This is a genomic window from Pseudovibrio japonicus, assembly GCF_014651595.1.
GTDB classification, from domain to species: Bacteria; Pseudomonadota; Alphaproteobacteria; order Rhizobiales; family Stappiaceae; genus Pseudovibrio; species Pseudovibrio japonicus.
This window is the reverse complement of the sequence record NZ_BMXE01000012.1, coordinates 66,260-88,156: the sequence shown is the minus strand read 5'-3', so window position 1 is coordinate 88,156 and position 21,897 is coordinate 66,260. Positions and strand designations below refer to the sequence as shown.

The window sequence follows — 21,897 nt, the reverse complement described above, 5'->3', positions numbered from 1 at the left end:
ATGAAAAATAATCAGGTGTTGGAGCAGGGTGAAGACCTAATTGACCTGCGTAAGGTTGTTCAGTTTCTGCAGCGTTATTACAGGTTGATACTTAGTGTCACTTTCTTTGTAACCATATTAGGTGGCGTTCTTTCGTTTGTTGTTGCCCCGAAATATACGGCAACAACATCGATCCTAATTGAGACACGAGCCAACAATGTGGTGGATGTTGAAGCCGTTCTCGGCGGGTTAGGAAGTGATGATAAGGTTCTGCAGAGCCAAATAGAAATCATGGGCTCCAATGCTGTTGCGAGCCGTGTGATCGAGAAGTTGAATTTGGCAGATGCGCCCGAATTCCTCTCTACCACGTCCTTGATTTCTGGGATTTTGGCCAGTGTCCTTCCTGCACCTGATGAAAAAATAGACACGCTAGAAAGTGACTCCGCCGATGGATTGAACCGGCGGGTTCTCGGAGGCCTTTCTGTGAAGCTTCGGCCGCGAACAACCGTGGTCGACGTTTCCTATGAGGCAAGCTCTCCGCATATGGCTGCGCGGGTAGCTAATGGTTTTGCCGACTCCTATCTCGTTGATCAGTTAGAAACCAAGTACGATGCGACCCGCCGGGCAAATGACTGGCTCAGTACGCGTCTGACTGAGCTGCGTGAGCAGGTTCGTGCCTCTGAACAGGCCGTTGAGATCTACCGGCGTCAGAACAATCTCCAGGTTGCTGAGGGAAATACGATCAATGAAGGTCAGCTTGTAAGTTTGAACGAGCGCTTGGTCGCAGCCAAAGCCGAGACTGCGGCTGCCAAGGCTAAAGTCGACCAGATCGAAAAGGTCAGGAAAGAAGGCGGATCAGCTGCTGCCTTTGCGGATGCTGCACAGTCGAGCGTTATCACCCAGCTTCGTAGTAAGGCATCCGACGTGGCGCGGCAGGAAGCTGAACTGTCGACCCGGTATGGTGGGCGGCACCCTCAGGTTATCGCGGTACGTTCGCAGTTGGCTGACTTCAACAGACAGATTTCTGAGGAATTGCAGCGCATTGTGAACACTGCGGAGAATGCTCTTGCAGTTGCACAAAGCCGTGAACAATCTATTGCTGCAGATCTTGAGCAATTGCGTAGCGTGACCTCTACTGAGAACCAGGCTCAGGTTTACCTGCGAGAGCTGATGCGCGAAGCGTCTGCGAACCGGGCTTTGTATGAATCGTTCTTGACCCGCTTTAAAGAAACTCAAGCTGCTGAAAACATCAATGGCGTTGACAGTCGAATTCTGAATAAGGCCGTCACGCCGGCATCTGCTAGCTTCCCAAACAAGAAGTTGTTCGTTGCCTTATCTCTTGTACTTGGCGTTATGCTCGGTACCGGAATCAGCTTGCTTCTGGAGTTATTTGACAACACATTGAAGTCGCAAAATGATGTTGAAGACCGTTTGGGTGTTCCATTATATTCGATGATCCCGACCATCCCGGAGCATGCGAACAAGATTGGCTCCAGAGCGGGGTTTTCTTCGGTATTTCAGAACATCAAAACGAGGTTTGGCCTAAAGAACAAATCTGCTGATGAAACGAAGAAGATCAGGTCGCTTCCGAAAGGGATCGGGTCTTATGCTGCCGATAATCCACTGCATCAATACGCAGAAGCTATCCGTACACTGCGGTCGCGTATTCGATTTGCAGGTGTTGATAAGCCAGTGAAGACGATTTTGGTGACCTCCTCCATTCCTGGGGAGGGTAAGTCAACTGTATCACTGAACTTGGCACAGTACGCAGCAAAAGCGGGCGAGAAAGTACTGCTGATTGATGCGGACCTTCGGCACCCGGTTTCCTCAGATGCCTTAACTAAGGGCAAAACCGAAAGCATCATTGATGTAATATCAGGTCAGGCGAAGCTGGTAGATGTTCTCGTTAATGAGCCCGGTTCAAATTTCTACTTTTTACCTGCGCCACAAGGTAAGAGTATGTGGAACACCGCTGAGGTTCTTTCATCCGACGTCATGAAGAAGTTGATTGAGAGCGTGGCGAACTCGTTTGATCTTGTGATTATCGATAGCTCGCCAGTTCTGCCGGTGATTGATAGCCGGGTACTTTGTAAGGACGTTGACGGTGTTGTTATGGTGTCTGCATGGGATCGCACTGACCGCGTCGTCGTTGAGCAGGCTAAAGACCTAATCGACAATGCAGGTGGACGCGTGATGGGAATGGTCTTAAATAGCTATGATGCCAACCGTGCAAAGCGCTATCGCTATGAAGCCCAGTACGGTTATGGATACTATAAGTATGAGGCGTACTCCGCTTAGGGCCCATGTTCGATCGTATCAAGTCTCTCTTCATCGGAAGAGCTGAAGAAGTTTCTAGCACGCGAGTGTTTTCGGTTCCCGAAAACACTCGCGTGTATGCTGTTGGCGATATCCATGGCCGGTATGACTTGTTGCTTGACTGCCTGGAGAAGATCGATCGAGATGCTTCTACGTTTGAGGGCGACGTTTTTGAGGTTTTCCTCGGAGACTACGTTGACCGCGGGCCACAGAGCGCGGAGGTCGTAAAAACCTTATGCGGTGGACCGAGTGGTTCAAGAACCCGGATTTGCCTGAAGGGTAATCATGAGGAAATGCTGATGCAGTGTCTTCGTGATCCCCACTCTCTGTCAGAGTGGTTGAACTATGGCGGGCGCGAGACTCTTGCATCTTACGGCATCAACGTTGGTGGTGGCGATCTAAGTCGGGACCTCGAAAACATTCGCTCCCAACTAGTGGATGCGGTGGCTGGGGCACCACGCGCCTTCTTTGAAAGGCTTGAAAGCAGTTTTGAGCTGGGCGATTACTATTTTGTCCATGCGGGCATTAAACCAAAACGAAAGCTGAGTGAGCAAACGGACAGCGATCGGCTTTGGATTAGGGATGAATTCCTGCAGTACAGCGGTTCTCACCCAAAACGAGTGGTCCACGGACATACCCCAATTGCTGAGCCTGAGGTTCTGCCCAACCGGATAAATCTTGATACTGGCGCATACGCGACGAACACTCTTGCGGTTTTGGTGTTGGAAGGCAGTTCAGAACGCTTCTTATAAGATAATAATAATAGTGATATCAACGGAATACATAGATTATGACTGCCAAGTGGTTTGACCGATTAGCTATTTTTTCCATTGTACTATTGTTAGCTTGGGCACCATTAGTTTTAGGAAGTAACCGTCTGCTTCCCTGGATCATTAACGCCTCAATTATCTCTTTTGGATTTGTCTGCTGGTGCCTTGCTAAGGCGTGTGGTGGGCGTTCTATGTTGAAGTTCAGCAAGGTAGCGATCCCCTTGGTCTCGGTGGGTTTTGTGTTGACCTGGGGCGTAATTCAATGGTTGCCGCTGGATTTGGGGGGGCTGTCCAACCCCATTTGGTCATACGCTGAGCAGACGCTTCAACAGTCTATCGATGGTCGCATTACGGCAAATGCTGCGCTTACAGAACTCTCCCTGGTACGCTTGACATCCTATCTGATATTCGCGTGGTTGGTTCTGTATTACGGTCAAGATGCCGAGAATGCCGAACTATTTCTGAAAACGGTCATATATTCCGCGTTTGGCTATGCGTTTTACGGTGCATGGGCGCTGAGCACTGGCGCGACCGACATTCTTTGGTTTGGAGAGCGTCCTTCGAAGGTTGATCTTTCTTCTACCTTTGTCAACCGAAATAGTGCCGCCACATACTTTGGCATGTGCGCGCTCGCGGCGACGGCTTATTGCTACTCGGAGCTACGTAAGAAGCTGCGAAGGAGCGGTGGTTCTTATGGGATGTCATATTTTGTCGAGAGTATTTTCTCGCGGCAGGTGGGGCTGTTCTTTGTTATTAGTATTATGTTGTGGGGAGCTTTGTTGCTCACGCATTCGCGTGCGGGGATACTGAGTAGCCTCGCAGGCTTGCTAGTCTTTGTGTTTCTGGTTCTGGGGCCATTTTCGATCAGAGATGAACGAGCTAATGGGTCTAAGACATTCTCGATGATCGGTGTTGCCGGAACGGCTCTGTGCGGGATTGTCGCAATCCTATTTGCATCGGGTCAAGGTTTAGGCAGCAGACTATACCGCCAAGGTTTTGGGGATAGCTACCGGTTAGAGGTATACGAAATTGCTTCCAATATGATTTCGGATTATCCCTTAACTGGGATAGGGCTTGGGGCGTTTCCGACAATGATGCCGTTCTATCCTTCAAGTGATCTGCCAGTGAACCTCGTTTGGGATAAAATACACAACAGCTATCTTGAGCTGATCGTAGGATTAGGAATACCTGCAGCTGCTATCGTTCTTGCTGTCTTTGGATGGGCATTTTACAGGTGCGTTAAAGGAACTTATGCACGTAAGAAGTCCAAGAAATTTCCAGTCATCGGTATCTGCTCGATCGTCATTTTGGGTATTCATTCCCTGGTAGATTTTAGTATAGAGATACAAGCTGTGGCGCTCGTGTTTATCTGTTTGCTGAGTTTGGGCGTTTCTCAGTCGTTTACTACGCGCGAGCTAAGAAAATAGCAGGGGCTTCAGGGGTTATAGTGCTGTGAAAAATATGGTTTGGTTTAAGCTTCCATTACTAATTTTGGTCGCTGTTTTACAAGGGTGCGTGGCTCCTGGTCCGCAGGCTCCAGTTGCTTCTGTTAGTACGGAGAGCTCAGCTGCTGTTTCCCAGCCTACTGCATACAAGTTGGGCTCCGGGGACAAGCTGAGAGTGATTGTCTACGGTGAAGACGAACTGTCAGGTGAGTTTGTTATCGACGATCAGGGCAACTTGAATATGCCTCTCATCGGTAAAGTTTCAGCTCAGGATAAAAGCCTGAGTGAGGTTGAAGAGTCTGTCGTCGCAAATTTGCGTAATGGTTACCTAAGAGACCCAAAGGTTAGTCTTGAAGTCTTGAACTATCGTCCGTTCTTTATTCAAGGTGAAATCAAGGAGCCCGGAGAATACCCGTACAAGACCGGATTGACCCTTCAGGATGCAGTGGCAATTGCTGGGGGCTACTCTTATCGTGCAAATGATAAAGCGGTCTATATCCGCAAGGTAGGGACCGACCGTGAAGTGTCCGTTGCGCTTACCGGAACTCGCGTTCATATCCAACCAGGTGATAGCATCCGGATTCCAGAACGGTTCTTCTGATCTGAACTATGTTTAAGTGATTGTGCCTGTCCATTATCGGATAATGATGGACAGGCACAGCGACACAGTTGTAGTCCAACGATTTTGATTTCAACTACGGGCTCGGTGCGCAAATAGTAATTTCTTGCGTACGATTGACTGATGTCCCAAGAGTTAGGCGAACTGACGGACCAGCCCGATTAATCATCCTCAGCAAATGATTTGTCGCCGTAGATGAAGCGGGGGCCGCGGCCGTAGATGGTGGCGGCGTCGCCGGCGTTGTAGAGGTTGCATTCTGTCAGAGAGAGGCAGCCACAGCCCATGCAGCCATCGAGAGTGGACCTGAGGCGTTCCATGCGGGCGATGCGTTCGTCCAAGTGAAGTTTGAACTGTTGGCTCAGGCGTTGCCAGTCAGCCTTGTTGGGCGCGCGGCCCGGCGGCAGGGTCGCGAGTTGGTCGGAAATCTCTTTGATGGTGAAGCCGAATTCCTGCGCGATCAAGGCAAAGGATAGGCGGCGGATGTCGGCTCGCATGAAGCGGCGCTGACCGCCGGCATTGCGGCTGGCAGTGACGATCCCCTTTGTCTCATAAAAACGAATGGCGGATGTGGTGAGACCGGTGCGGTCAGCGAGTTCACCTATTGTCAGGACAGTCGCAGGCATTACAAATTTCTCAAAATTAGTTCTTGACTTAAACCTAACTTGAAGTCCTACACAGGGTGTCATCAGAAGTCAAAAGAAAGGCTATTGCGATGACAAAGAGTTTTTTGGAGCACGTCAATATCACTGTATCTGACCCCATTGCAACCGCGAGCCGTCTTTCTGATTGGTTCGGCTGGCAGGTGCGTTGGCAGGGCGCAGCACGTGCAGGTGGGACTACTGTTCATGTTGGAACGGATGACAGTTACATCGCCGTTTATTCTCTGGGCAACACGAATGAGAGCAAGGAAGATAACTACGTCACTCATGGCAGCCTGAACCATGTTGGTGTGGTTGTTGGTGATCTGGATGCCGTTGAGAAGAAGGTGCTGGCGGGTGGTTATAAAACCCGAAACCACGCTGATTATGAGCCGGGGCGCCGGTTCTACTTCGATGATGATGATGGAATTGAGTTTGAGGTGGTAAGCTACATGTAGCGCAAATAAATCCGGTGCAAGAGCGTTTCCCCAAGAGGGGAAGCGCTCTTTTTTGTTTTACCAGAGGTTCAAGCCCAATAGCTTCTTTCCGAGGTCAGTGAGCTCGGCGGTTTTGCTGTTCTTCTTTTCCCACTCGCGTGGATCGCCGGGGAAGGATGCGCGTTTGGGTGGCTCCATGTCGCGCCATTGATGGATGCGGTCCTGTCTTAGAGCGTCCTTATCCTGTTCCGCGGGGAACATGGAGATGTATTGGGCGATGCGGACTTTGTCTCTGGAATTGTTTGGCCGGATGCCGTGGGCGAGGAGGGCGTTGAAGATCATTAGGTCGCCCGCTTCCATTTCGATCTTTTCGATCTCGTAGCCTGCGTAGTCCGGATGCTTTGGATCACGGTCTTCCGGCTGCGTTTTGACCCACTCCTCGAACTCCTCAAAGAGTTTCGGGATACATTGGAAGCCACCGGTTTCCTCATCCTGTTTGACCAGCGAGAGAACGCCCTGAACGCTGATTGGTAGGGGGCGCAGGGATGTGTCTACGTCCCAATGGATGAAGCCGGGTTTGCCGTCGCGGTTCTTCTTGGGTGGGTTGAGGTTGGCGCGGTCGATGCTGACCCAGAGGTCCTCTCTGTCCCAGATGTCGACGAAGGCGTCGTAAACGCGTTGTTGCATGCGGTTGTCCCACAGGTACTGGTGGTTATAGATTTCCAGCATGCCAGCGTTGTTGAGTTCCTGCATTTTGTGGGCACGGCGTTGTGGGGTGTGCCATGTGGTCGGATCGTTGGGATCTTTTTCATCAAATTCCCAAAGCAGGTCGACCAGTCGTTTCACGTTTTCCTGCGGCACGGCCTGACGAACGATGACGTAGCCACGGGTGATCCAGTGTTGCCAGTCTTCTTCGGACAAGACGCGCAGGGGCAGTGTCTTCTTGATGTCCTTCAGCTGGGTGTCGGTTGAGGTAGAGCCCCAGTGGTCGTCTGTAAGCAGTTCAGCGTCCATGTGTTCCTCCCGGATCTTGTGATGAGATTGAAAGTGTAGCGCTTCCAGTACTTCAGAGTTGTTCTAAACCAGCTGATACTGGTACTATTCTGGCGTTTTCTAGTTTCAGAGGGTGAAATGCGGTCATATCTGGAGAAATTGCCAGACACTGAAGACGGTTCATTCAAGATTATGAACCGGTGCCTTGAGGAGGGCATTCCTTTTTCATGGCATCACCATCCTGAGTATGAATTGACACTGACGTTGAATTCTACTGGACAGCGTTATGTGGGTGATCATGTGGCAGAGTATGGAGACGCTGACCTTGTGTTGCTTGGGCCCAACCTTCCGCATACGTGGGCGTCCAGCGGCAAGCTTGATGAGCGTGCACCATATGTGGTGCTGGTAATCTGGTTTGAGCCGGATTGGATTGAGCGGATCACCTTTGGGATGCCGGAGCTGGCTGGCGTCCGGAAACTGTTTCAGCGGTCGCTGGCAGGGCTGAGTTTTAGTGAGGAAGCACGATATCGGGTGGTACCGAAGATCAGAAGCTTCTTTGAAGAAAGTTCTCTGGAGCGACTGTTTATTGTTCTCAGAGTATTGGCGGAGCTCTCCGAAGATGAACAGGCGGTGCAACTTGCCCATGATCCGGTGGTGCTTTCCAGCGCTGATGGGGGGAACGAGCGGATCGACAGGGTGTTGACGCTGATACACTCGGAGTATTCTCGCGTGTTACCGCTGGAAGAGCTAGCAGAGACTGCGGCGCTGAGTGTTTCTGGTGTGCACCGGCTGTTTCAGCGTCATACGGGGCAGACGGTCTCGGAGTATCTGAAGCGTATTCGGATTGGTGATGCGTGCGCGCAGCTATCCGGTGGGGAGGCGCCGATTGCCGTGATTGCTCACAATGTGGGCTATTCGGCGCTTGCAAACTTCAACAGGCAGTTTCGCGCGGTGAAAGGCATGACACCTCGTGAATACCGGGCCCAGTTTCGTCGGTAGAAGGAAGGCAATATAAAGTCGCCGGTGTGTCAGGGGAGCTCCCTTGCTTTGGCGAGGTAGAACCGTGCGGCGGTGCCTCCAAAGATTTCGCTTTGGTCGGCTTGAGCCAGATCTGCTGTGAGTTGTTCCACCATACCCACCCAGTTTTGATAGGTGTTTGCGAGGAGGAGGACTGGCCAATCGCTGCCGAACATGACGCGTTGCGGGCTGAAGCAGTTTAGGATGTGAAAGGCGTAGGGTGCGATGTCTTCGAAGCCTGCGTGTTCAGGAGCTTCGGTGAGAAGGCCGGAGAGCTTGCAGAAGACTGAGGACGTGCCTGCGATCTCTGAGAGGTGATCAGCCCAATCTTCGAATGCGTTCCTGCGGATATCCGGTTTGGCGCAATGGTTGATGGCTGCGCGTAGCTCTGGATAGCGGTTGAGGAAAATCTTGAGGTGCGGCAGGTGCCTTGGTCGCACCAGTAGGTCGAGCGTCAGGCTGTTGTCTATTAGGGCATGAATGGCGGGGCGCAGGCTCTCCTGTAGCATCCATTCATCATCCGCAATGTCATGGATCATGGGACGAATGCCGACGAGTTTTGGGTTCTGGGCAAGCTCGCCGATGACGGATGGGGCGTTAGTAGCTTCCATATTTACCCAGCCGACAATGCCTAGGATCCAGTCGTGTTCTGTGGCCATTTGCAGGAGGAACCGGGTTTCTTCAATGGTGTCTGCTGCTTGAACGAGGATGGTGCCGTCCATGTTGGCTTGGCTGAGTAAAGGCTGGAGGTCGCTAGGGTGGAAGTCTTTGTAAATGGCCTTCAGGTCTGGTGTCAGCCAGCGGTAGTCACTACGGGAAAGTTTCCAGAAATGTTGGTGGGCATCGATCCTAAGCATGCTTCACCTCTTGTTTGGAAAACACGTTAACAGTGAGGGCAGGGGTGTTGACGGTAAGGAGATCTCTTTCCTTCTTTTGCACTTTGTTCAGAATGGCATGAAATTTTTAGAGGCTCATCTCCGGTTTTTAGAAGGTGTGTTTGCGGTGCTACCGGTAAGGGGATAGTGCTGTGAGATCTGGTGCTTTGCAGCGCTTGCTCATCAAACAACGGGACGTCTGTCCGGTTTGATGGTGTATCTGGATTGTAATGAAAGATTATTTACAACCGGACGAACACAGGCCATTGATGGTAGCTGGGCCACTTAATAGTGAGGGTAGGACATGAAGCTTGTTAGATTTGGTGAGGTGAACGCGGAGGCACCGGGTATTCTGGATGCGGATGGGAACATTCGTGATCTTTCTGGCGTGGTTGATGATATCGCCGGGGATGCTTTGAGCGACGAGGTGCTTGCGAAGATTGCGGCGCTCGACCTGTCCAGCCTGCCAGTGGTGCAAGGTGATCCGCGCATTGGTGCGTGTGTTGGTAATGTGGGCAAGTTTGTTTGCGTTGGCCTTAACTACTCCGATCATGCAGCGGAAGCTGGCATGCCGGTGCCGAAGGAGCCTGTGATTTTCATGAAGGCGACCTCGGCCATCTGTGGCCCGAACGATGGTATCGAGATACCGCGCGGTTCTGTGACGACCGACTGGGAAGTTGAGCTTGGTGTGGTGATTGGGAAACACGCGAAGTATGTGAGTGAAGAAGACGCGCTGACTTATGTGGCCGGGTACTGCGTGGTCAACGACGTGTCAGAGCGTGATTCTCAGCTGCACCGCAGCGGTCAGTGGGTGAAGGGTAAATCGGCTGACACATTTGGGCCTATCGGGCCATGGCTCGTGACACGCGAAGAAGTGGAAGATCCGCAGAACCTCTCCCTATATCTGGAAGTGAATGGTCATCGTTATCAAGATGGTTCAACCAAAACCATGGTGTTTGGTGTGGCGCAGGTGATCTCGCATCTCTCCCAGTTCATGAGTTTACAGCCGGGTGATGTGATCTCTACAGGGACGCCCTCCGGTGTTGGTATGGGGCAGAAGCCACAAGTTTATCTGAAGCCGGGTGACAAGATCGAGCTAGGCGTGGAAGGTCTTGGGGTTCAAAAGCAGGTAACTTATGCTGCTGGTTGATGGTCCTGCACTTGCGGAGCTTAGGCTCCTTCACTAAGCTTTTCAGAACTCTCCGCTGCTGAATGTGGCGGAGAGTTTTTTCATGCACTTCCGGAGTAGGGGATGGCCATGACCAGCGATGCAGAGATAATCACCTATTGCAGTTATGAGAGCCCGGTGGGGTCTTTGCTGATTGGTGGGCAGGGCGGTGCGCTTGAGTTTCTTCATTTTCCCGAGAGTGCACGCCGGCGGTTCGTTGAAGAGGGTTGGGTGGAAGATGCCACGCCTTATGGAGCGTTGATTGCGCAGCTGGATGCTTACTTTGCGCGCGAGCTTGAAGAGTTCTCTCTCGACTGGCGGCTGATTGGGACTGATTTTCAGAAGAGTGTCTGGGAGCAGCTGGCCGCCATTCCGTTTGGAGAAACGCGCAGTTACGGTGATATCGCAACGGCGCTGGGCAATCCGGGAGCGAGCCGTGCGGTGGGGCTGGCGAACAACGCGAATCCACTGCCGATCGTCATTCCCTGCCATCGGGTGATTGGGGCAAACGGGGCGCTGGTTGGTTTTGGTGGCGGGCTGGAGACCAAGGTCTGGCTGCTGGAGCACGAGGGCATTGCGTTTGGGCCGGGTGCGAGCAAAGACCAGATGGCGTTTTCTTTCTGACAGTAATAGCGCAGTGGGGGCACTGCGCTTCTTCCGTTGGTTTCTTTATCAGGCAGGTGTTCCAGCGGTTTCGTCGAACTGGATACGAACGAGCCTGCCAGTTCCCGATTCACCGCCCCAAACTTCGCCAGTTCGTCCTGCCATGTGGCGGACGTCGGAGTGGGCCTGATCGCTTCTGAAGCTGGTGAAGTCTTCTGTATCGGGATCAAAGAAGACGACAGAGTCGGTGTCAAAGTCTGTCAGCCAAACCTTATCGTTCTCGTCTACATAAACAGAGTAGGGCAGTGGGGATTCGCCGGGGAGTCTCCAAGCGCGCCAAGTGTCTTCCTGAGGATCGTATAGACTAACGTGTCCGGAAAGCCATTCGCTGACCCAGAGCTTGCCTTCTGAGTTGGACCAGATGCGGCGAGGACCCTGATCCTCTGCAGGAGGTGTTACGACGCGTACATCGCCTGTGGCTCTGTCGATGTTGGCAATGTGGTTCCCGGCGAGAGAGGCGTACCAGACGTCACCTTGTGGCGTGACTGTGATGCCATACGGACCGGGGCCTTCCGGGCTTGGCCAAACCTGAATTTCCTGAGTGGCAGGATCGACGCGTCCGTAGACGCCGTTTTGTCCGGTGAACCAGTAAATGCCGTCGTGATCGAAGATACCGGTGTTGAGGTTTGCGTCTTCAAACTCAATCGGTAGCGGAATAAGTGTGACTTCATCTGTTCCCGTATCAACGCGGGCGATGGCATTCTGACCGCCTTCTGTCACCCACATTGCGTTGTCCGGGCCAAGCACCACGCCATGTGGGGCTGCGTTCTCTCCCAAGGAAACCGGATGAAGGTCTCCGGTGGCAGGGTCAAGACGTGTGAGAGTTCCATCTCCTTGTCCGCAATACCAGACCATCCCATCGGCATCAAAGGCCACATCTCTTGGCCGTGCGCCTGCGGTCGCGTCAAAGTACGTGACTTTTGCGTTGCTGATGGCGCTTGATTTGTCTTCTTGGGCGATGACTGGTCCAGCAACGATGCCGATGTAGTAGGCGCTTGAAATCGCTATGGCAGATGCTCCGAGAAACTCTCGTCTGTTCATCCAACCTCTCCCTTGTGCCGTCTCTTTTCTGTGCGCGAGACTTAGGTCTTAGCGCAAGACTTTATGCCTTAAGGCACAGGCTAGGCGTGTCTATGGCAAACGCCCTCCGCGCCCTCAGGCATTTTAAGTGAGGTTAAGGAATGGTCAGCAAAGCGGAGAAAATTGCTTGGGTTGTCGTGTTCAAGAATATGGATTCCGTTGCGGCATTTCTGCAGAAGGGCGGTTCGAATCTCGCTTCATGGAACGGTACCGCAGTTGGTTTTGACCCCGAGACCGTTAGCAACGGGTTCGCCTTCCGAGGTCTGTATCGGAACTGATGTTTGAGCAAGAAAATCTCATGAATTGATCACACCCGGTGGAGAACGGTTGACCGTCTGATGCGACCTCAAATCAGGGTGCTGCAAGACTAATGGTGAGTTTCCTTCCTGGGATTTTACGTGAAGAATACAATCTTTTCAGGGTGTTAATCCCGTGGGATGTTGCGTGTGGGAATAGCTGAGTTTGCTTGTTCTGGTCTGCACGTGATGCGCTCTCATCCTAATGGATAACAACCATGGGTTTGCTTTTGTCGATTTTCGAATTGACGCTTAAGTGGTTTCGATTATATTTCGAAATTACGCGAATGTGCGCGTTATTGGCAATAAACGAAAATTGACGCATAGGTCAGGACGTAGTTTAATTTCGGTCCTCAGGGGCACTTTATGGGGTGGCGCTGCACAAGCAAGCGGACCTTAGACGTGCATCGGGAGGTTTAAGCGAAATTGATAGGTAAGTCGCGCTGAGAGGCGCTGAAGTTTTAAAAAGGTCAGAACCTTTAGTTTGGAATTCAGCTCAGTTTTCGAGCTGTTTTGGGAATGACAGTCAGGAATTTACAGGTACCGCGGTGCAAGCAGCGTGTACCACAGAAAGCAGTTGGGCGGCTTTCTGTTCCGGGAGGGCAACATGCTTGAATTAAGGGGCGTCAGCAAAACTGTTGACGGCATGGACCATATTCGTGGCGTTTCACTGCGTCTAGAAAGCGGTTCATTGAACGTATTGTTGGGGCCAACGCTGTCGGGCAAAACAACGCTGATGCGTTTGATGGCAGGGTTGGACACGCCAACAGCAGGGCAAGTGCTCGTCAATGGACAGGACATGACCGGCGTTTCCGTGCGCAAGCGCGATGTCGCCATGGTCTATCAGCAGTTCATCAATTACCCGGCTCTCACGGTTTACGAAAACATCGCGAGCCCGCTGCGCGTTGCGGGGTTGAAGCGGGATGAGATCGACAAGCAGGTGCGCAAGGCCGCAGATCTGATGAAGCTTACGCCTTATCTGGAGAGAACGCCGCTGAACCTTTCTGGTGGCCAGCAGCAGCGCACGGCGATTGCGCGGGCGCTTGTTAAGGGCGCGCATTTGGTGCTGATGGATGAGCCGTTGGCTAACCTTGACTATAAACTGCGCGAAGAACTGCGTGACGAGCTGCCGAAGATCTTCTCTGAAAGCGGTGCTGTGTTTGTTTATGCAACAACGGAGCCAACCGAGGCGCTGTTGCTTGGTGGGAGAACGGCCACCTTGCACGAGGGGCGGGTTTCGCAGTTCGGTGACACTATTGATGTTTACAGAAACCCTCAGGACATAGTCACTGCGCAAACCTTCTCTGATCCGCCGCTGAACCTGCTGGGTCTGACAAAAAGCGGGGGTGAGTTCCGCACGTCCAACGGTACAGTTATTCCGGCATCTGAGGAAGAAAAGCGTTTGCCTGACGGGCATTACAAAGTAGGTTTCCGGCCCCATCACCTCTACCTGCAACGGCCGAGTGAAGATGCTGTGTGTCTTCCGGCTGTGGTGGATGTTTCGGAGATCACCGGTTCTGAGAGCTTCATCCACCTGACATGTCTGAATCACCGCTGGGTGGCGTTGGAGCATGGCATTCATAACGTGGATGTGGACGCGAACATTGATGTCTATGTGGATGCGAAGAACTTCATGATCTTTGATGATGACGGTCGCTCCGTGGCATCATTGATGAACGCCTCTCACATGGCTGAAACTGCGTAAGGAGGCGAGCATGGCACGTATTGATCTCGACCACATTCGCCACTCTTATCTGCCGAACCCAAAGAGCCCGAGCGACTACGCTTTGAAGGAAGTTAATCTGACCTTTGAAGACGGCGGTGCTTATGCGCTTCTTGGGTCTTCCGGCTGCGGTAAGACAACGCTTTTGAACATTATTTCCGGCCTGCTGACACCCTCTGAAGGCGAGCTGTTGTTTGATGGGAAGCCGGTGACGGAGCTGTCGACTGAGGCGCGTAATATTGCGCAGGTGTTCCAATTTCCGGTCGTTTACGACACCATGTCTGTTTACGACAATCTGGCGTTTCCTCTGCGAAATCGCGGAGTTCCCGCTGCTGAGGTTGATCAGAAGGTCAACGAGATTCTGCGGATTATTGATTTGGAGAGCAAGGCCAAGCGTAAGGCGCAAGGTCTGACGGCTGATGAGAAGCAGAAGATTTCTCTGGGCCGTGGGCTGGTGCGCTCTGACACCAACGCGATCCTATTTGATGAGCCGCTCACCGTGATTGATCCGCATATGAAGTGGGTTCTGCGCTCGCAGCTGAAGCACCTGCATAAGCAGTTTGGGTTTACCATGGTGTACGTGACCCACGACCAGACCGAGGCTTTGACCTTCGCGGATAAAGTTGTGGTGATGTATGGCGGTGAAGTGGTGCAGATTGGAACACCGGATGAGCTTTTCCGTAAGCCTCAGCATACGTTTGTTGGTTACTTCATCGGGTCTCCGGGCATGAATGTTCTGCCTTGTGAGGTGGATGGAACCACGGCGCGCATCGGTGAGCATAGTGTTCCGCTGGCGTGCGGTCTTGATCCGATGAAGACTGCCCAGAAAACCGAGGTTGGTATTCGTCCTGAGTTTGTGAAGCTGGGCGAGGCCGGTGAAGGTTTGCCGCTCAAGGTCAACGCTGTCGAGGACATTGGCCGCTATCGCATTTTGCGCGGTGAGATGAATGGGGCTGCGCTGAATGCGATTGTTGGTGAAGGCGAGAGTATTCCGGAGAGCCCGACGGCGCTGTTCGATCCGGCTCAGACGAACCTTTATGCCGACAGCTGGCTTGTGAGTGAGGGGGCCTGATCCATGGAAAAGACCGTAAATAACAAAGCCTGGTTCATGGTTCTGCCGGTTCTGCTGCTGGTGGCCTTTACCGCTGTTATTCCGCTGATGACTGTTGTGAACTACGCGTTTCAGGACAGTTTTGGGAACAATCAGTTCTTCTGGGTTGGGATTGAATGGTTTCAGGAGCTTCTTGCTTCTGAGCGCTTTCATGATGCGCTGGTTCGTAACCTGATTTTCTCTTTCTCCATTCTTGCAATCGAGATTCCGCTGGGTATTGGCATTGCGCTGTGTATGCCGAAGAAGGGCTGGGGTGTGCCGGTTTGTCTAGTGCTGATGGCTTTGCCGCTGCTGGTGCCGTGGAACGTGGTTGGCACCATCTGGCAGGTGTTTGGCCGCGCGGATATTGGTCTGCTGGGGTACTTCCTGAACTTGATTGGCATCAACTACAACTACACTCAGGACCCTATTGCAGCTTGGGCCACAGTGATTGTTATGGATGTGTGGCATTGGACCAGCCTTGTTGTGCTGCTGTGTTATGCGGGTCTGGTTTCTATTCCAGAGGCTTACTATCAGGCAGCGCGTATTGATGGTGCTTCGCGCTGGGCGGTGTTCCGCTACATCCAGCTGCCGAAGATGCACAGTGTATTGCTGATTGCTGTGCTGCTGCGCTTTATGGACAGCTTCATGATCTATACTGAGCCGTTTGTTGTGACTGGCGGCGGACCGGGTAACTCCACGACCTTCCTGAGTATTGACCTTGTGAAGATGGCGATTGGTCAGTTTGACCTTGGTCCAGCTGCTGCGATGTCGCTCGTCTACTTCCTCATCATCCTGCTGTTCTCGTGGGTGTTCTACACCGTGATGAACAATGCCGGGGCTGAGAAGAAACACTACGCAGGGGAGGAGTGAGCGCCATGTCTACGACAACTGGAACAGCTACAATTGAGACTGGTGTTGCTGCCGGTGGACAGGCTCCACGCAGCCGGGCCCGTGCGAGGGCGCAACGAACAGGGAGCCGGTATGCCTTCCTCGTGCCAACCGTGTACATCACGTTCTTGATGCTGCCGATCTACTGGCTCTTTAACATGAGCCTGAAGACCAATCAGGAGATCCTGAGTAAGTTCACCCTGTGGCCGGATGAGCCGACACTTGCTAACTACATGGTGATCTTCACGGACCCGAGCTGGTACAACGGTTACATCAACTCCATCACCTACGTGGTGCTCAACACGGTGATCTCCGTGGCGGTTGCGTTGCCAGCGGCCTATGCGTTCTCGCGCTATAAGTTTCTGGGTGACAAGCACTTGTTCTTCTGGCTGCTGACCAACCGTATGGCGCCACCGGCGGTGTTTGCGCTGCCGTTCTTCCAGCTTTATTCCGCGTTTGGTTTGATCGACACGCACCTTGCGGTGGCTCTGGCACACTGTCTGTTCAATGTGCCGCTGGCTGTGTGGATTTTGGAAGGCTTCATGTCCGGCGTTCCGAAAGAAATTGACGAGACTGCGTATATTGATGGCTACTCGTTTCCGAAATTCTTCGGCAAGATCTTCATGCCTTTGATTGCAAGCGGTATCGGTGTGGCGGCGTTCTTCTGCTTCATGTTCTCATGGGTTGAGCTGCTGATTGCCCGTACGCTGACGACCACTGCGGCCAAGCCGATTGCGGCGACTATGACCCGTACGGTTTCGGCCTCCGGTATGGACTGGGGTGTGTTGGCGGCAGCAGGGGTGTTGACCATCGTGCCAGGTGCGCTCGTGATCTACTTCGTACGTAACTACATCGCTAAGGGCTTTGCCCTGGGCCGCGTTTAACAGGGGAGCGAGACATGGATTTTTCTTGGATGGCCTGGACGCAGCCGACAGCGATCTTTTTCATCACGATTGGCCTGCTGATTTCCGGTATGGCGGTATGGGAGTGGTTTGTGCCGGGGGGAAGCCCGCGGCATGGGATTTTGCGGTTTGAGACAACACGTGGTGACCGCCTGTTTGTCTCATTGTTGGGCAGTGCATTTATCTGCCTGTTTTGGCTTGGGTTTGTGAGCACAAACCTCTGGTTGGCTCTGATGGTCTGTGTGGCATATGCGTTTTGCGTGTTCCGCTGGGTTTAGGCCTGAGCTTTTTTCTTGGCACTGATGTTTCCGGGAACTGTTGGTGCAAAAAATATTTTCGGGAGGAATATATATGAGACGTCAGCTTTTAGCGTCTGTTGGCTTCGCGGCCATGATTTGTGCTTCCAGTGCTGCTTTTGCAGATATGGAAGCTGCCAAGAAGTGGGTGAATGACGAGTTTCAGCCTTCTACTCTTTCCAAGGAAGAGCAGCTGAGCGAGATGGATTGGTTCATCAAAGCTGCTGAGCCGTTCAAGGGTATGGAAATCAAAGTGGTTTCCGAGACCATTGCGACCCATGAATACGAAGCCAAAGTGCTTGCTAAGGCCTTTACCGAGATCACCGGCATTAAAGTGACCCATGACCTGATTGGTGAAGGGGATGTTGTTGAGAAGCTTCAGACCCAGATGCAGTCTGGCGAGAACATCTATGATGCGTACATCAACGACTCCGACCTGATCGGCACTCACGCGCGTTACCAGCAGGTGCGTAACCTGACCGACTGGATGGCGGAGGAAGGTAAAGACGTTACTCTGCCAACGCTGGACATTGAAGACTTCATTGGCAAGTCCTTCACCACTGGTCCAGATGGCAAGCTGTACCAGCTTCCTGACCAGCAGTTCGCGAACCTTTACTGGTTCCGTTATGACTGGTTCACCAACCCTGAGATCAAAGCTCAGTTTAAAGAGAAGTATGGCTACGATCTGGGTGTTCCGGTCAACTGGTCTGCTTATGAAGACATTGCCGAGTTCTTCACCAATGACGTGAAAGAAATCAACGGCGAGAAAGTCTATGGCCACATGGACTACGGTAAGAAAGACCCATCACTGGGTTGGCGTTTTACCGATGCGTGGCTCTCCATGGCTGGTGCGGGCGACAAGGGTATCCCGAACGGTCTGCCAGTTGATGAGTGGGGTATTCGTGTGAACGGCTGTTCGCCAGCTGGTTCTTCCGTAGAGCGCGGTGGTGCAGCTGATGGTCCTGCAGCGGTTTACTCCGTCACCAAGTACATTGACTGGCTGAAGAAGTATGCTCCGGCTGAAGCGCCTGGCATGGTGTTCTCTGAAGCAGGTCCTGTTCCTGCACAGGGCAACGTTGCTCAGCAGATCTTCTGGTACACCACATTCACCGCCGACATGGTGAAAGATGGTATCCCGGTTGTGAATGCAGACGGCACTCCGAAATGGCGTATGGCTCCTTCTCCAAAGGGTGCTTACTGGGAAGAAGGCATGAAGCTGGGTTATCAGGACGCTGGTTCCTGGACACTGATGAAGTCTACCCCGGAAGACCGCGCAAAAGCTGCATGGCTCTACGCTCAGTTCACCGTGGCGAAGACAACTTCCCTGAAGAAGTCTCACGTTGGTTTGACTTTCATTCGTGACAGTGACGTTCGTGATGTTTCCTTCACCGAGCGTGCACCTAAGTTGGGTGGTTTGGTTGAGTTCTACCGTTCATCCGCACGCGTTCAGTGGACTCCAACCGGCACCAACGTTCCTGACTATCCAAAGTTGGCTCAGCTGTGGTGGCAGAACATTGGTGATGCATCCTCCGGCGCGAAAACTCCTCAGGAAGCTATGACTGCTCTTGCTGCTGCTCAGGACAAAGTTCTGAAGCGTCTGGAGCGTGCTGGTGTTCAGGGCGAGTGTGGTCCTAAGCTCAATGAAGTTAAGGATCGTAACTACTGGCTGAATCAGCCGGGCGCACCTAAAGCCAAACTGGCGAACGAGAAGCCAACTCCTATCACCGTTGACTACGACGAGCTGATCAAGAGCTGGGAAGATGCTGCCAAGTAAGTGGTGCTTTAAAAGTGTTCATCATCGGGAACCGAGGCCGTTTCCGGTGATGCGCTTCCAAGACTAAACGAGAAAGCCGGGGCATCTGCTCCGGCTTTTTTGTTTGGGCAGGGCACTTTCAACCATGGCGGTCGTTTCGCTATGAGTGTGGTGCGTGATAATTGAATGATGTGGTTTGGGGGAGACTGCGATAATGAAGTGCCTACGTATCTATGCGACACCGGATGGGGAGTCGCACTTTGATGAGGTTGAGGTGCCGACCCAGAAAGTGTCGGTGCATCCTGACGCCACGCCGTTTGATGTTTCCGCCAGTTATCCAGCATCTCGCATCCGCTTTTCCCGTATTCCGGCGGGGATGCGGCAGGTGGAGTGGCATACGGTGCCGGATCGGGTGCTGACCGTGCGGCTGGATGGCTCTGTGGAATACGAGACCAGCGATGGTGACCTGCGAACCGTTGGGGCAGGGGAGTTCGTGCTTATCGAAGATACGCATGGAAAAGGCCATCTTTCCCGCCACTCTCCAGATGCTCAAACGGTTCTTTGGATCTCGTTGCCAAACGGGTTGGATGAACCGCTCTGACCGACGAAACTCATTCTAATTCTGCATGTTGGAATTAGATTTTACTGCTGGAATTCCGGTATTGCGCTGTTAAACTACGTGGAATTGCGAATGATAGCGCGGCGGTGAACTGCGCTTTGCCTCAGGGAGTTTCTAGTGTCTTCTTCATTTAAGTCATCCGGTCAGGTTTCCTATGAATTGCGCGGTGATGTTGCGGTGATGACCGTGAGCAATCCGCCTGTGAATGCGTTGTCTTTGGCGATCCGGCAGGATCTGGTGGCGCGTATCAAACAGTTTGAAGAAGACGATACGGCGAAGGCTGCGGTGATCGTTGGAGCTGGCAAAGTGTTTATTGCCGGTGCGGATATCCGCGAGTTCAAGCTTCCTGCCACCGAGCCTCATCTGCCTGATGTGATTGACCAAATCGAAGCGTGCTCCAAGCCTGTGATTGCGGCCATTCATGGTGTTGCGCTGGGCGGCGGGCTTGAGGTTGCTCTTGGGTGCCACTTCCGCGTTGGGGTGAAGGGTGCCAAGGTTGGACTGCCAGAGGTGCATCTGGGCATTATTCCGGGTGCTGGCGGAACGCAGCGCTTGCCGCGTCTGGCTGGCTACCAGAAGGCGCTGGAGATGATCCCGAGCGGCGCACCTATCAGCGCTGCGGATGCTAAGGCAGCGGGTATTCTGGATGAGGTGAGCGAGGAAGCGGATGCAGTTGCTGCCGGGCTCTCGTTTGCGCGGTCTGTGATCGACAATGGTACGCCGATGCGCCGTTGTTCCGAATTGGTTGCGCCTGCTGTTGATCCTCAGATGTTTGCAGAGGCCAAAGCTGCGGTTGCCAAGCGGGCACGTGGTCAAAAATCTCCGGTGGTGTGTGTTGAAGCCGTTGAGGTTGCCAGCAAGACTAGCTTTGCTGACGGCATGGAGAAAGAGCGTGAGATGTTTATGGAGTTGAAGAACTCAGCTCAGCATCGGGCTCTGGCCCATGCGTTCTTTGCTGATCGTGCGCTTGGTAAGCTTCCGGAAATTGAGGGCGTTGCTCCTCGGCAGATCAAGGCTATCGGTGTGATTGGTGGCGGTACCATGGGGGCTGGCATTGCGACTGGCGCGTTGATGAACGGGCTTTCTGTTACGCTCATTGAGCGAGATGCGGAGGCTCTTGGTCGTGCCAAGGCGACCATTGCCGGGAATATTGCCGGTGCTGTTAAGAAGGGTAAGCTTTCTGCTGAGCAGGAGCAGCGCATCTTTGCAGAGGCGCTGTCTTTAAGCACGGATTACGCCTCACTTTCTGAGGTTGATCTGGTGATTGAGGCGGTGTTTGAAGACATCGACGTGAAAAAGCAGGTGTTCCAGAAGCTGGATGAGGTTTGTAAGGATGGTGCCGTTCTGGCAACCAACACCTCGTATCTGGATGTGAATGCGATTGCAGCGACGACCAAGCGTCCGCAAGATGTGATTGGCCTGCATTTCTTCTCACCTGCACACATCATGAAGTTGCTGGAGGTGGTTGTTGCGGACAAGACTGCGCCAGACGTGATTGCCACCGGTTTCCAGCTTGGCAAGATCATGCGCAAGGTTGCGGTTCGTGCTGGCGTTTGTGACGGCTTCATCGGCAACCGCATTCTGGCAACCTATCGCACGGCGGCTGATGCGATCGTGATGGATGGTTCCACTCCTTATGAGGTGGATAAGGTGATGCTGGAGTTCGGCTTCCCGATGGGGCCGTATGCGGTGGCTGATCTGGCTGGTCTTGATATCGGCTGGGCGACACGCAAACGGAAGGCACCAACGCTTGATCCACGCGCGCGCTATTTCACCTTCCCGGATCGCATTTGTGAGCAAGGCTGGTTTGGGCAGAAAACCGGTAAGGGTTTTTATGTTTATGAAGCGGGTGCGCGGAAGGGGACGCCGAACCCTGCTGTACTTGAAATTCTGACAGAAGAACGCAAAGAAAAACAAATCAACGCACAAACCATCTCAAAAGAACAGATCCTTGATCGGTACATGGCGGCGATGGTGAATGAGGCTGCCAAGGTGGTTGAGGAAGGCATCGCTCTGCGGCCACTGGACGTGGATATGACGCTGATCTACGGCTATGGCTTCCCGCGCTGGCGTGGTGGCCCGATGCAGTATGCGGATGAAGTTGGACTGGAGACAATCCTCAATAATATCAAGCGGTACGCACAGGAAGACGCCTACTTCTGGCTGCCTGCCAAACTGCTTGAGGAGCTGGTTGCATCTGGCCGAACCTTTGCGGATCTGAATGCGGAGAGCGGGGATAAGCTGGCGGGACAAAAGCGGGAGACCGCTTGATTATCTTCAGTTGCATTGCCATCTTTTGGTAGTGTACCCTACGGAACGCTTAGGGC

20 protein-coding genes are annotated in these 21,897 nt (G+C 52.9%); 16 read left to right on the top strand and 4 right to left on the bottom strand.

Annotation, left to right across the window (positions count from 1 at the left end; translation table 11 throughout):
- From IE076_RS21950 to IE076_RS21935, 4 genes are read left to right on the top strand one after another with little or no spacing between them, the layout of a single operon-like run.
- Positions 1–2,277 carry a GumC family protein gene (locus IE076_RS21950; protein ID WP_189438930.1) on the top strand — a complete coding sequence of 759 codons (2,277 nt, stop codon included), beginning with the start codon at positions 1–3 and terminating at the stop codon, positions 2,275–2,277.
- 5 nt (positions 2,278–2,282) lie between these two features.
- Positions 2,283–3,047, top strand: a complete 765-nt coding sequence (locus tag IE076_RS21945; protein ID WP_189438929.1) for a metallophosphoesterase family protein — start codon at positions 2,283–2,285, stop codon at positions 3,045–3,047.
- A 38-nt stretch (positions 3,048–3,085) separates the two neighbouring features.
- Positions 3,086–4,492, top strand: a complete 1,407-nt coding sequence (locus tag IE076_RS21940; protein ID WP_189438928.1) for an O-antigen ligase family protein — start codon at positions 3,086–3,088, stop codon at positions 4,490–4,492.
- A 34-nt stretch (positions 4,493–4,526) separates the two neighbouring features.
- Entirely contained in the window at positions 4,527–5,111 is a 585-nt protein-coding gene (locus IE076_RS21935) for a polysaccharide biosynthesis/export family protein (RefSeq protein WP_189438947.1), read from the top strand.
- 179 nt (positions 5,112–5,290) lie between these two features.
- On the opposite strand, the gene soxR is transcribed toward IE076_RS21935, so the two are convergent.
- Positions 5,291–5,752 (bottom strand): redox-sensitive transcriptional activator SoxR, encoded by a 462-nt coding sequence (soxR, locus tag IE076_RS21930; protein WP_189438927.1) that lies wholly within the window; start codon positions 5,750–5,752, stop codon positions 5,291–5,293.
- 89 nt (positions 5,753–5,841) lie between these two features.
- On the opposite strand from soxR, the gene IE076_RS21925 reads away from it, so the two are divergent.
- Positions 5,842–6,225, top strand: a complete 384-nt coding sequence (locus IE076_RS21925; protein WP_189438926.1) for a VOC family protein — start codon at positions 5,842–5,844, stop codon at positions 6,223–6,225.
- Between the two features lie 57 nt (positions 6,226–6,282).
- On the opposite strand, the gene IE076_RS21920 is transcribed toward IE076_RS21925, so the two are convergent.
- Positions 6,283–7,218 carry a phytanoyl-CoA dioxygenase family protein gene (locus IE076_RS21920; protein ID WP_189438925.1) on the bottom strand — a complete coding sequence of 312 codons (936 nt, stop codon included), beginning with the start codon at positions 7,216–7,218 and terminating at the stop codon, positions 6,283–6,285.
- Between the two features lie 117 nt (positions 7,219–7,335).
- Between IE076_RS21920 and IE076_RS21915 the strand changes: the two genes are divergently transcribed.
- A complete protein-coding gene (locus IE076_RS21915; protein ID WP_189438924.1) occupies positions 7,336–8,196 on the top strand; it encodes a helix-turn-helix domain-containing protein in 861 nt (286 codons plus the stop codon).
- A gap of 29 nt (positions 8,197–8,225) precedes the next feature.
- On the opposite strand, the gene IE076_RS21910 is transcribed toward IE076_RS21915, so the two are convergent.
- Positions 8,226–9,071, bottom strand: a complete 846-nt coding sequence (locus tag IE076_RS21910) for an amidohydrolase family protein (protein WP_189438923.1) — start codon at positions 9,069–9,071, stop codon at positions 8,226–8,228.
- 322 nt (positions 9,072–9,393) lie between these two features.
- Between IE076_RS21910 and IE076_RS21905 the strand changes: the two genes are divergently transcribed.
- Both IE076_RS21905 and IE076_RS21900 read left to right on the top strand, forming a co-directional pair.
- Positions 9,394–10,239, top strand: coding sequence for a fumarylacetoacetate hydrolase family protein (locus tag IE076_RS21905; RefSeq protein WP_189438922.1), 846 nt, complete (start codon positions 9,394–9,396; stop codon positions 10,237–10,239).
- A gap of 108 nt (positions 10,240–10,347) precedes the next feature.
- Positions 10,348–10,881, top strand: coding sequence for a methylated-DNA--[protein]-cysteine S-methyltransferase (locus tag IE076_RS21900; RefSeq protein WP_280514309.1), 534 nt, complete (start codon positions 10,348–10,350; stop codon positions 10,879–10,881).
- A gap of 48 nt (positions 10,882–10,929) precedes the next feature.
- Here IE076_RS21900 and IE076_RS21895 read toward each other — a convergent pair whose 3' ends face one another.
- The gene (locus tag IE076_RS21895; RefSeq protein ID WP_189438921.1) at positions 10,930–11,961 is read right to left on the bottom strand and encodes a Vgb family protein; all 1,032 of its coding nucleotides are present in this window, start codon (positions 11,959–11,961) and stop codon (positions 10,930–10,932) included.
- A gap of 942 nt (positions 11,962–12,903) precedes the next feature.
- On the opposite strand from IE076_RS21895, the gene IE076_RS21890 reads away from it, so the two are divergent.
- The 8 genes from IE076_RS21890 to IE076_RS21855 all read left to right on the top strand — a co-directional run bounded on the left by IE076_RS21890 (position 12,904) and on the right by IE076_RS21855 (position 21,841).
- Positions 12,904–14,001, top strand: coding sequence for an ABC transporter ATP-binding protein (locus IE076_RS21890; protein WP_189438920.1), 1,098 nt, complete (start codon positions 12,904–12,906; stop codon positions 13,999–14,001).
- 10 nt (positions 14,002–14,011) lie between these two features.
- Positions 14,012–15,091: an ABC transporter ATP-binding protein gene (locus IE076_RS21885; protein WP_189438919.1), complete on the top strand. Its 1,080-nt coding sequence runs from the start codon at positions 14,012–14,014 to the stop codon at positions 15,089–15,091.
- Between the two features lie 3 nt (positions 15,092–15,094).
- Positions 15,095–15,982 (top strand): carbohydrate ABC transporter permease, encoded by an 888-nt coding sequence (locus IE076_RS21880; protein WP_189438918.1) that lies wholly within the window; start codon positions 15,095–15,097, stop codon positions 15,980–15,982.
- A 5-nt stretch (positions 15,983–15,987) separates the two neighbouring features.
- On the top strand, positions 15,988–16,884 hold the full coding sequence (locus IE076_RS21875) for a carbohydrate ABC transporter permease (RefSeq protein WP_244649751.1): 897 nt from the start codon (positions 15,988–15,990) through the stop codon (positions 16,882–16,884).
- A 14-nt stretch (positions 16,885–16,898) separates the two neighbouring features.
- On the top strand, positions 16,899–17,180 hold the full coding sequence (locus IE076_RS21870; RefSeq protein ID WP_189438917.1) for a DUF2160 domain-containing protein: 282 nt from the start codon (positions 16,899–16,901) through the stop codon (positions 17,178–17,180).
- 73 nt (positions 17,181–17,253) lie between these two features.
- Positions 17,254–18,972: an ABC transporter substrate-binding protein gene (locus IE076_RS21865; RefSeq protein ID WP_189438916.1), complete on the top strand. Its 1,719-nt coding sequence runs from the start codon at positions 17,254–17,256 to the stop codon at positions 18,970–18,972.
- Positions 18,973–19,165: 193 nt separating this feature from the next.
- Entirely contained in the window at positions 19,166–19,552 is a 387-nt protein-coding gene (locus IE076_RS21860) for a cupin domain-containing protein (protein ID WP_189438915.1), read from the top strand.
- Positions 19,553–19,687: 135 nt separating this feature from the next.
- Positions 19,688–21,841 carry a 3-hydroxyacyl-CoA dehydrogenase NAD-binding domain-containing protein gene (locus tag IE076_RS21855; protein WP_189438914.1) on the top strand — a complete coding sequence of 718 codons (2,154 nt, stop codon included), beginning with the start codon at positions 19,688–19,690 and terminating at the stop codon, positions 21,839–21,841.
- Positions 21,842–21,897: the final 56 nt, after the last annotated feature.

What these genes read in the sequence shown, in the direction of transcription:
- IE076_RS21950 (WP_189438930.1), top strand. Translation starts at nt 1, where the DNA reads ATGAAAAATAATCAGGTGTTGGAGCAGGGTGAAGACCTAATTGACCTG.
- IE076_RS21945 (WP_189438929.1), top strand. Translation starts at nt 2,283, where the DNA reads ATGTTCGATCGTATCAAGTCTCTCTTCATCGGAAGAGCTGAAGAAGTT.
- IE076_RS21940 (WP_189438928.1), top strand. Translation starts at nt 3,086, where the DNA reads ATGACTGCCAAGTGGTTTGACCGATTAGCTATTTTTTCCATTGTACTA.
- IE076_RS21935 (WP_189438947.1), top strand. Translation starts at nt 4,527, where the DNA reads ATGGTTTGGTTTAAGCTTCCATTACTAATTTTGGTCGCTGTTTTACAA.
- soxR (WP_189438927.1), bottom strand. Translation starts at nt 5,752, where the DNA reads ATGCCTGCGACTGTCCTGACAATAGGTGAACTCGCTGACCGCACCGGT.
- IE076_RS21925 (WP_189438926.1), top strand. Translation starts at nt 5,842, where the DNA reads ATGACAAAGAGTTTTTTGGAGCACGTCAATATCACTGTATCTGACCCC.
- IE076_RS21920 (WP_189438925.1), bottom strand. Translation starts at nt 7,218, where the DNA reads ATGGACGCTGAACTGCTTACAGACGACCACTGGGGCTCTACCTCAACC.
- IE076_RS21915 (WP_189438924.1), top strand. Translation starts at nt 7,336, where the DNA reads ATGCGGTCATATCTGGAGAAATTGCCAGACACTGAAGACGGTTCATTC.
- IE076_RS21910 (WP_189438923.1), bottom strand. Translation starts at nt 9,071, where the DNA reads ATGCTTAGGATCGATGCCCACCAACATTTCTGGAAACTTTCCCGTAGT.
- IE076_RS21905 (WP_189438922.1), top strand. Translation starts at nt 9,394, where the DNA reads ATGAAGCTTGTTAGATTTGGTGAGGTGAACGCGGAGGCACCGGGTATT.
- IE076_RS21900 (WP_280514309.1), top strand. Translation starts at nt 10,348, where the DNA reads ATGACCAGCGATGCAGAGATAATCACCTATTGCAGTTATGAGAGCCCG.
- IE076_RS21895 (WP_189438921.1), bottom strand. Translation starts at nt 11,961, where the DNA reads ATGAACAGACGAGAGTTTCTCGGAGCATCTGCCATAGCGATTTCAAGC.
- IE076_RS21890 (WP_189438920.1), top strand. Translation starts at nt 12,904, where the DNA reads ATGCTTGAATTAAGGGGCGTCAGCAAAACTGTTGACGGCATGGACCAT.
- IE076_RS21885 (WP_189438919.1), top strand. Translation starts at nt 14,012, where the DNA reads ATGGCACGTATTGATCTCGACCACATTCGCCACTCTTATCTGCCGAAC.
- IE076_RS21880 (WP_189438918.1), top strand. Translation starts at nt 15,095, where the DNA reads ATGGAAAAGACCGTAAATAACAAAGCCTGGTTCATGGTTCTGCCGGTT.
- IE076_RS21875 (WP_244649751.1), top strand. Translation starts at nt 15,988, where the DNA reads ATGTCTACGACAACTGGAACAGCTACAATTGAGACTGGTGTTGCTGCC.
- IE076_RS21870 (WP_189438917.1), top strand. Translation starts at nt 16,899, where the DNA reads ATGGATTTTTCTTGGATGGCCTGGACGCAGCCGACAGCGATCTTTTTC.
- IE076_RS21865 (WP_189438916.1), top strand. Translation starts at nt 17,254, where the DNA reads ATGAGACGTCAGCTTTTAGCGTCTGTTGGCTTCGCGGCCATGATTTGT.
- IE076_RS21860 (WP_189438915.1), top strand. Translation starts at nt 19,166, where the DNA reads ATGAAGTGCCTACGTATCTATGCGACACCGGATGGGGAGTCGCACTTT.